Origin of the sequence: Flavobacterium xueshanense, assembly GCF_900112975.1 — a bacterium.
GTDB lineage: Bacteria > Bacteroidota > Bacteroidia > Flavobacteriales > Flavobacteriaceae > Flavobacterium > Flavobacterium xueshanense.
The window spans coordinates 163,487-170,703 of sequence record NZ_FONQ01000006.1 but is presented as its reverse complement, the minus strand read 5'-3'; the positions used below and the strand labels follow the sequence as shown (position 1 = coordinate 170,703).

Here is a 7,217-nt window from a genome sequence, read left to right as displayed (position 1 = left end):
ATAGTGGTTTCATGCGAAACTGCTATACTATGAGGTATTAATCCAAATTTCTCTGGGCTATCCCTCTGTGAAAGGTAGATTGCATACGCGTTACGCACCCGTGCGCCGGTCTCTGCTCCCGAAGAAGCATACCCCTCGACTTGCATGTGTTAAGCCTGCCGCTAGCGTTCATCCTGAGCCAGGATCAAACTCTTCATCGTATATTGTTGAGTTCAGATAAATCTGTTCTCTTTGTTTATTCGACTAAATTCTAGTGGTTTTTTCAAATCTCTCGATTCTATTACTCTTATTCTTTTGTTCTAAGATCTCTCTTAAAACGGCTGTCAATTCAATATGTCTAGGAACGTGTTCTTTCTTGTTTCTCCTCTCGTTTAACACTCGTTAAAGTGTTTCTCGAAGCGGGTGCAAAAGTACAACTTCTTTTTTCAACTGGCAAGAAAATTTTGAATTTTTTTTAAGAAATATTTTATCTCTTTTTCTTCGCTTTTTCTTATCAATCTTTCAAGGAACGTTGCGCGTTTTGCGGGGTGCAAATGTAACATCCGTTTTCTATTCTCACAAGCTTTTCAGAATCTTTTTTTGAAAATAAATTTTCTTCTTTGATTCGTTTTACTTGCCAGTCTTTTAAAGAACGTCTGCGTCATTGCGGGTGCAAAATTACACCGTTTATTCGCTTTTACAAGCTTTTTTAAACCTTTTTTTTGAACTTTTCTTAACTTTATCTTTAACTATCTGATATCACGTTTTTTGAAGGAAGAAGTTTTTTAAACAAAACTACAATCAAACACCCGGTAAAGCCATTTGTACTTCAAAATCGCCAATCCCATTGCGGACAGTTAGCTTTCAACTATCCATTCCTATTTATAAAATCTTGATGAATTCACGCATTATTGCCTTTTTCCCTATTTATGACTACGCTTTGCCTCCTTCAGAGGTTACTTTCCTGCCATTATTCGAACACATGATCAAACTAACTAATGCTTTTGTCCTACATATTACATCATACTAAATTGTCCTATTCCTTTTTCACTCCTATATATAAGGTATCATAATATTCGTAAAAACAACAAAAAGCTATAGATTATCGAGGTTCGCGTTAGGGATAGCAGCGAAAAGCCCGCAGTCCCGCCTTTTTTTGGCGGGACGAGGACTTGCAGCGAATAGCCCGACTCCTTATGTAAAAAGAGGCAACTACCCAATTAGATAATTGCCTCTCTTTATATAAGGAGGAACGCCAAAATGAAAATTATTTTTTTAGATTTTCGGCTCTGGACTCCCAGGAATCGGTTAGATTGTTATAATCAACTGGTTTTGCCGGATTTTGATTTTGTAATCTTCCGGAATCAAATGCTCGAATTAATATCGATTCTATCAGATAGTCTTCGTTAATATCGAAAGGTGCATACTTTGTTTTTAAATTGATGTCAAACATACTTGCCGCCGTATTCGACCAAAATGCTTTCCAGCCACTTTTGAGATTTTTAACCAATTCAAAAGTTGTGGTGCCAGTTTGACGATGAATCAATTTAACTAATATTTGACCTTGTTTGCGGGAAAGCTTTTTGAGCTTGGCTTCGAATTCATCACTCAAATAACTTTCTACTATTTTGAAGTATCTTTTTTTCTCTTTATTTGTTTTAAGGTTTGCCATTCCTTTATTAAGAATGGTCAATCGCTCCGAAGCTAGTTTTGCATAAGGATAAGTTTTATAAACACGACTTTGAAGTAATAAAAATTGCTTTCTTGCTTCAGGATCCGTTTTTCCCTTATATATTATTATTTCTGGTAATTGAATGGTGTCATTAAGAATCAATTCGTCATCTTCTAACTCATACCCCATCTTTGTAGTGTCCTGAGGGATTACTTGTGCATTAACAGACATCGTGGTAAGTAGAAAAAATAACAAAAATTTAATTAGCTTCATTTAGGGAAATTTTATTGTCAAAATTATACATTATATACGCAACTGTAATGCCAAATTTATAATTTAGCAAAAAAATAATTTTATGAGCACAAAATCAATATTAAACAAGTCATCACTTGAGTTTTTAGAAAACTATCTTAATAATGCCTCGCCTACAGGTTATGAAAGTGGTGGACAAAAATTATGGATGGATTATTTGAAACCTTATGTTGATACTTTTATAACGGATACTTACGGCACAGCGGTAGGAATTATAAATCCGGATGCACCTTATAAAGTAGTAATTGAAGGTCATGCAGATGAAATTTCGTGGTACGTAAATTACATTACAGATGACGGATTAATCTATGTGATTAGAAATGGTGGTTCAGATCATCAAATAGCCCCTTCAAAACGCGTCAATATTCATACTAAAGCAGGAATTGTAAAAGGTGTTTTTGGCTGGCCTGCTATCCATACACGAATGAGAGACAAAGAAGAAGTAGCAAAAGTTAACAATCTATTCATTGACATTGGTTGTGAAACCAAAGAACAGGTTGATAAAATGGGTGTTCATGTAGGTTGTGTAATTACATATCCTGATGAATTCATGATTTTGAACGAGAATAAATTTGTTTGTCGCGCGATTGATAATCGTATGGGTGGATTTATGATTGCCGAAGTGGCTCGTTTGCTACACGAAAACAATATAAAACTTCCTTTTGGATTGTATATTACGAATTCGGTTCAGGAAGAAGTGGGGCTTCGTGGTGCCGAAATGATTACCAAAACTATCAGACCCAATGTAGCCATTGTCACTGATGTTTGTCATGACTCCACTACTCCAATGATCGAAAAGAAAATTGAAGGAGATACAAAAATTGGTAAAGGTCCAGTCGTTACATATGCGCCGGCTGTTCAAAATAATTTGAGAGAATTGATTTTAGAAACCGCCATGGCAAACGAAATTCCGTTCCAAAGACTGGCTTCATCTCGTGTTACCGGCACAGATACTGATGCTTTTGCGTACAGTAATGGAGGAGTTGCATCAGCTTTAATATCATTGCCGTTGCGCTACATGCATACCACGGTTGAAATGGTGCATCGTGACGATGTTGAAAACGTGATTAAATTAATATACGAAACCTTATTGAAGTTAGAAAACGAAGAAACATTCTCTTATTTCAAATAGTTTTAGGAGCTAATCCCGCTATCCTTTGCAATCTTTCTAGTCCTGAACTTGTTTCAGGATCCTGAAACAAGTTCAGGACTAGAAAGGATTTCCACTTTTATCGGGGCTAAAAACCGCAATTCAAAATTATGAATTGTGGTTTTTTTATTAAATTTACTCAAACAATTCTTAAAAATGCAATCAACCGCCACATCAATCGACGTCTATTTAGAAAAAATCTCCGCAGAGAAAAAAGATTCTTTTGCTAAACTTCGAGAAAATATTTTAGAAAATATTCCAAACGGATTTGTTGAACAAATGTCATACGGCATGATTGGCTATGTAGTTCCACATTCTATTTATCCTGATGGATATCATTGTGACCCAAAACTACCGTTGCCTTTTATTAATATTGCATCACAGAAAAATTTTATCGCGCTGTACCACATGGGGATTTATGCCAATCCGGAATTACTGAAGTGGTTAATAAAGGAATACCCAAAACACAGCACCCAAAAATTAGACATGGGAAAAAGTTGTATCCGATTTAAGAAGATGGACCAAATTCCGTTTGAATTAATTGCAGCACTCGTCCAAAAAATGTCAGTTCAAGAATGGATTACTTGTTATGAATCATTAATTAAAAAATAAAAAACCGCAATTCAAAATTATGAATTGCGGTTTTGTATTTTACCTTTAGTATAAATAATTATCTATTGGCTAGATATTCCAAAACATTTTTCTCGATTCTTTCATCTATAGTGGTGATATCTGCTTTTACAAATTTCTCCCCTAAGATATTTTCATACAATTCAATATATCTTTCAGAAACTGTTTGAATGTATTCGTCCGTCATATCAGGAATTTGTTGTCCTTCTAATCCTTGAAAACCATTTTCGATTAACCAACGACGAACAAACTCTTTCGATAATTGTTTTTGTTCCTCGCCTTTGTTTTGGCGTTCCTGATATCCTCCGGCGTAAAAATAACGAGAAGAATCCGGTGTGTGAATTTCGTCAATCAAGACAATTACTCCTTCTTTAGTTTTACCAAATTCATATTTGGTGTCAACCAAAATTAAACCACGACTGGCTGCAATTTCAGTTCCTCTTTCGAATAAATCTCTTGTGAATTTTTCTAAAACAACATAATCTTCTTCAGAAACAATTCCTTTCGATAAAATATCCTCACGAGAAATGTCAGCGTCATGTTCGCCATTATCCGCTTTGGTAGTTGGAGTAATAATAGGTTCTGGAAATTTATCATTTTCTTTCAAATAGTCAGGCATTGAAACCCCGCAAATTACTCTTTTTCCAAGTGTATATTCACGTGCAGCATGACCTGAGAGATAACCACGAATGACCATTTCTACTTTGAAAGGATCACATAAATGACCAACAGCAACATTAGGATCAGGAGTTGCAATTAACCAGTTAGGCACAATATCCTGCGTTAATTCCATGAATTTAGTAGCAATCTGGTTTAAAATTTGACCTTTATATGGAATTCCTTTTGGCAAAACTACATCAAAAGCCGAAAGCCTGTCCGTCGCTACCATAACCAGAAGTTCATCATTGATATTATACACTTCTCTTACTTTACCTCGGTAAACAGATTTCTGGTTTGGAAAATTAAAATCAGTAGTTGTGATGGTGTTGCTCATTATACAAGTTGTGTATTTGTTTATTTTTATTCTTACAAATTTAAAACTATTTCATAGAGTTACGCAAAAAAGAGAACTCTTATATTTCATTTTATCTCTAAAGTTCTTTTTTAAGCAACGTCTCGTTAAATAAATTTAATATTCGGCTATATTCATCAACCCAGGAATAAGTTTCTTTAAAACCATGAGCTTCAACAGGAAACGAGGAAAGGCTCCATTTTTTCCTGCCTAATTCTATAAAACGCTGAGACAAACGAACAATATCTTTATATTCAACATTGTCATCTACCATTCCGTGAAGCATTAGTAAATTACCTTGTAAATTATCTGCAAAATAGATTGGTGAACTTTTTTTATAGGCATCTGGATCTGTTTCTGGAAAATTAAGAATATTTCCGGTGTAGCCATGATTGTAATGCGCCCAATCTGTGACAGAACGCAATGCAGCACCCGAAGCAAACTCTTTTGGAGTAGTTAACATTCCCATCAACGTGATAAAACCACCGTAAGAACCGCCATAAATCCCAACTCTTGAAGCGTCGATTCCGTAATTATCTAGTAAATATTTCTTTCCGTCGATTTGATCTGTTAAATCTTTTCCACCCATAAAACGATAAATTCCTGTTCTAAAATCACGTCCATATCCATCGCTGCCTCTGTAATCAATATCCAAAACAGTATAGCCTAAATCGACCAATAAATTATGAAACATGTATTCTCTGTGGTAGGTACTCCAATAGTTATGTGCGTTTTGCAGATAACCGGCACCATGAACAAACAAGACAGCGGCTTTATTCGCATTGGCAGTTTGCGGCTTATACAATCTGGCATTTACAGAAGTTCCATCCTGTGCTTTGAAAGTAATTACTTCTGGTTCACGCCAAGAATATCCTTTGAAATTTTCCGATGTGGAAGACGTTATCTGATTTAAGTTGGTATTCTTTTTATTAGACGCAACATATAATTCCCAAGGTTTATTTTTATACGAGAAACGAACCAATAAGGTGCTTTCATCTGGAGACAAACTCACTTCATGAGCACCATCTTTCGTTAAAATTGGTTGTAAAACCGAATTTGCCACTTCTAATTTATAGAAATTTCTGTTTCCCGGATGCGTAGTAGTTGTGGTCAAATAAAAAGACTTTTTATCTTTTGCCAAACTCACGTTGCGCACTTCCCAATTTCCTGTGGTTAGTTGAGTTTTCTTTTTTGACTCTAAGTTATAAGTATACAAATGAGAATAACCGGTTTCTTCTGATTGAAAATAAATGGTTTTATTGTCTCCTAAAAATCCCAACGTTCCTCTTCCATAAGAATTGGAAGGGATTCCAGGTCCTCCAATCCAAGCTTCGTCATGTTGATGGTCTAATTCCTGAAAGGTTCCTTTCTCTAAATTTAAACTGAAAATCCATCGGTCTTTGTTGTCCTGACTTCTTATTTCAGCAATAGCGTAAGAACCATTTTCATTGTAAATAGGTTCTTGAACCACGATTAGTTTATTCTTTTTTTCTGTCGTTTTTGATTTTTCATACAACTCAAAATATTTAGGAACATCCTGAATGTGACTCAATGTTGAAAAATTTACAAAATAAACAGAATCTTTGGCGATGTTATACACTCCAAATTTGGTTGCCAACAAATTATCTACTGAAACTTTCTCCTTAGTATCTTCAATTTGATTGTAGCCATCAGCAGTTATGAAAAGTTCCATTTTTTCATTCTTACGTTCTGAATCTTCTATTAATCTGAAGGTGGCGAAGTTTCCTTTTGGATCCACTTTTAAGCTTCCAAAGGTATTTTTTCCATAATAATAAGGCTTTGGAAAATCAGATTTTGTAGTTTTTGATTTTGCCAAATTCCATTTTTTCAACGCCTCCTGATCTCTGACAAATTGGAATAATTCTGATTGTTGGCTTTTCAAAAAAGACTCTTTTTCCGTACCTTCTTTCTCATCCGATTTTCCCTTACGAAAATTCGTGATTTGAATGACAGATCCTTCATTAGTATTAAATTGAAAAAGATTTTCATTTTGTCTGAAATAAAGCACTCCCGGTACAGAACCCATTTGCAAATTAGCAATCGGACTGCTTTGTTGGTATAATTTTTTCGAGATTTTACTTTTTAAAGAATAAGAAAATAATCTTCCTTTATCGATGTAATAATATAAATCTGGATTAGTTGTTTTTTTAAAATCTAGTTTTGAAAAAGCAGCTTCATTTGGAGATGCTAATTCTGGTTTTGATAATCCATTTTTCCAAAAATAAGTACTTGTACCCAATTCATTATTTGGATTCCAATCAAAATAAACTTTTTGTCCATCTAAAGACCATCTTTCATTCTCTGGTTGCGCACCAATGAAAGCATTACCTTTCATGATTTCTTCCAGTTTTAGCGTTTGACTTTGAATTATTACGGAAAACAAAATACAGAGCCCAAGGATTATTTTTTTATTCATTTGGTTTTAGTTTTATGTGTAAATG

5 protein-coding genes and 1 rRNA gene are annotated in these 7,217 nt (G+C 34.6%); 2 read left to right on the top strand and 4 right to left on the bottom strand.

Annotation, left to right across the window (positions count from 1 at the left end):
* A 16S ribosomal RNA gene (locus BMZ76_RS08140) occupies nt 1-200 on the bottom strand; the annotation flags it as partial.
* Nucleotides 201-1,246: 1,046 nt separating this feature from the next.
* Nucleotides 1,247-1,924, bottom strand: coding sequence for a DUF4294 domain-containing protein (locus BMZ76_RS08135; protein WP_091204711.1), 678 nt, complete (start codon nt 1,922-1,924; stop codon nt 1,247-1,249).
* Between the two features lie 82 nt (nt 1,925-2,006).
* Here BMZ76_RS08135 and BMZ76_RS08130 point away from each other — a divergent pair, with 82 nt between their 5' ends.
* Entirely contained in the window at nt 2,007-3,095 is a 1,089-nt protein-coding gene (locus BMZ76_RS08130) for a M42 family metallopeptidase (protein ID WP_091204710.1), read from the top strand.
* 174 nt (nt 3,096-3,269) lie between these two features.
* Nucleotides 3,270-3,725, top strand: a complete 456-nt coding sequence (locus tag BMZ76_RS08125; RefSeq protein WP_091204709.1) for a DUF1801 domain-containing protein — start codon at nt 3,270-3,272, stop codon at nt 3,723-3,725.
* A gap of 58 nt (nt 3,726-3,783) precedes the next feature.
* Here the strand turns inward: BMZ76_RS08125 and BMZ76_RS08120 are convergent, their stop codons facing one another.
* Nucleotides 3,784-4,737 (bottom strand): phosphoribosylaminoimidazolesuccinocarboxamide synthase, encoded by a 954-nt coding sequence (locus BMZ76_RS08120; protein ID WP_091204708.1) that lies wholly within the window; start codon nt 4,735-4,737, stop codon nt 3,784-3,786.
* A 97-nt stretch (nt 4,738-4,834) separates the two neighbouring features.
* Nucleotides 4,835-7,192: a S9 family peptidase gene (locus BMZ76_RS08115; protein WP_091204706.1), complete on the bottom strand. Its 2,358-nt coding sequence runs from the start codon at nt 7,190-7,192 to the stop codon at nt 4,835-4,837.
* Between the last annotated feature and the right edge of the window lie 25 nt (nt 7,193-7,217).

Bases quoted from the DNA above. Each gene is read 5' to 3' on its own strand.
- BMZ76_RS08135 (WP_091204711.1), bottom strand. From the start codon at position 1,924: ATGAAGCTAATTAAATTTTTGTTATTTTTTCTACTTACCACGATGTCT.
- BMZ76_RS08120 (WP_091204708.1), bottom strand. From the start codon at position 4,737: ATGAGCAACACCATCACAACTACTGATTTTAATTTTCCAAACCAGAAA.
- BMZ76_RS08115 (WP_091204706.1), bottom strand. From the start codon at position 7,192: ATGAATAAAAAAATAATCCTTGGGCTCTGTATTTTGTTTTCCGTAATA.
- BMZ76_RS08125 (WP_091204709.1), top strand. From the start codon at position 3,270: ATGCAATCAACCGCCACATCAATCGACGTCTATTTAGAAAAAATCTCC.
- BMZ76_RS08130 (WP_091204710.1), top strand. From the start codon at position 2,007: ATGAGCACAAAATCAATATTAAACAAGTCATCACTTGAGTTTTTAGAA.